Source organism: Collinsella sp. LCP19S3_D5 (assembly GCF_052121415.1).
Classification (GTDB): domain Bacteria; phylum Actinomycetota; class Coriobacteriia; order Coriobacteriales; family Coriobacteriaceae; genus Collinsella.
Window position 1 is genome coordinate 1 of record NZ_JBQKEH010000033.1, and the last position, 1,454, is coordinate 1,454.

At 68.1% G+C, this 1,454-nt stretch carries 2 protein-coding genes; both read left to right on the top strand.

The genetic code is table 11. The features are described from left to right. A partial coding sequence (locus tag ACTQXO_RS08680; protein ID WP_369832286.1) for a transposase occupies positions 1–544 on the top strand: 544 nt, incomplete at its 5' end. Positions 545–564: 20 nt separating this feature from the next. Beyond that, positions 565–1,416: an IS3 family transposase gene (locus tag ACTQXO_RS08685; protein ID WP_370450575.1), complete on the top strand. Its 852-nt coding sequence runs from the start codon at positions 565–567 to the stop codon at positions 1,414–1,416. The last annotated feature ends 38 nt before the right edge of the window (positions 1,417–1,454 follow it).

Sequence of the window (1,454 nt, forward strand, 5' to 3'; positions counted from 1 at the left end):
TGAACTGCCTCCCATTTCTTGGACATCGGGAAATGGGAGGTTTTCCATGAGTATAGACCTCAGGGTGAAGCACGACCTGGAGTCCAGGAGGCGGGCCGTCGAGCTCTTCGACGCCGGCGTCGGCTGCAAGCCGGCGGCCGAGGCCCTGTCCGTCCCCCGCGAGACCGTGAGAGAATGGCAGTGGGTATACCGGGCGTTCGGAAGCGAGGCGCTGCTGTCCATGGGCGGGAAACAATCCAGGTACACATTCGAGCAGAGGGTCGCCGCGGCGTCGGCCGTGGTCGACGGCGGGATGGCGAAGACCGACGCCATGGCCGAGTTCGGGATCAGGTCGAAGTCCCCGCTGGAGCGCTGGTGCAGGCTCTACCGCGAGGGCGGCGCCGAGGCGCTGCGGCCCGGACCGAAGGGCAGGCCGAGGGGGTCGAGGTCGAAACCCCGGGCCCGCACCCGCGAGCAGGAGCTCGAGGAGCGCTGCCGCAGGCTCGAGGCCGAGGTCGCCTACCTAAAAAAATTGCGCGCCCTGGTCGAGCGGGACGGGCTCTGACCAGGGCGGCGGCCGAGGCGGTGAGGGCGCTGAGGGCGGAGGGGCACTCCCTGCGCCACCTGCTGGAGTGCTCGGGGCTCAGGAGGTCGACCTACTACTACGCGCTGGCGCACCCGCGGAGGCCGACCAGGCCCGAGCTGCGCGACGCCGCGGCCGAGATATTCTCGCGCACCGCCAACGGCTGCGGGCACCGGCAGATAGCCATGTGCCTGCGCGCCGAGCTGGGCGCGGTCGTGGCCGACAAGACCGTGCTCAAGATGATGCGCGAGATGGGCATCCGGTGCGCGATACGCCGCCGGGGCTCCCGCCGCCGGTACAGCTCCTACAGGGGGCTCGTGGGGAGCACGTTCGAGAACGTCATCGCGAGGGATTTCGGCGCCGAGGGGCCGTGGCAGAAGCTCGGCACCGACGTCACCGAGTTCAAGGTCGCCGGCGCCAAGGCCTACTGGGCCCCGGTGCTCGACTTCTGCACGAAGGAGATCGTGGCGAGCGACATATCGACCTCTCCGGACCTCGCCCAGCAGCACAGGATGCTCGACCGGCTCCTCGAGGCCCTGCCCGACGGGGCGGCACCGACCATGCACTCGGACATGGGCTGGCAGTACCAGCACGAGTCCTACACCTCCAGGCTGGAGGGGGCGGGCATCACCCAGAGCATGTCGCGCAAGGGGAACTGCATCGACAACGCCGCCACCGAGCAGCTCTTCGGCCACGTGAAGGACGAGTTCTACCGCGGCAGGGAGTGGGGCAGCTTCGAGGACTTCAAGCGCGACCTGGAGGAGTACATAGCCCATTGGAACACGCGGCGCAGGCAGGTAAGATTGAAGGGCCTGACGCCGGAGGAGTTCCGGAACCGGGCCCTTGCGGCGTAGTCGCTATTTATTCAGTCCAAGTTTCGGGGCGCAGTTCA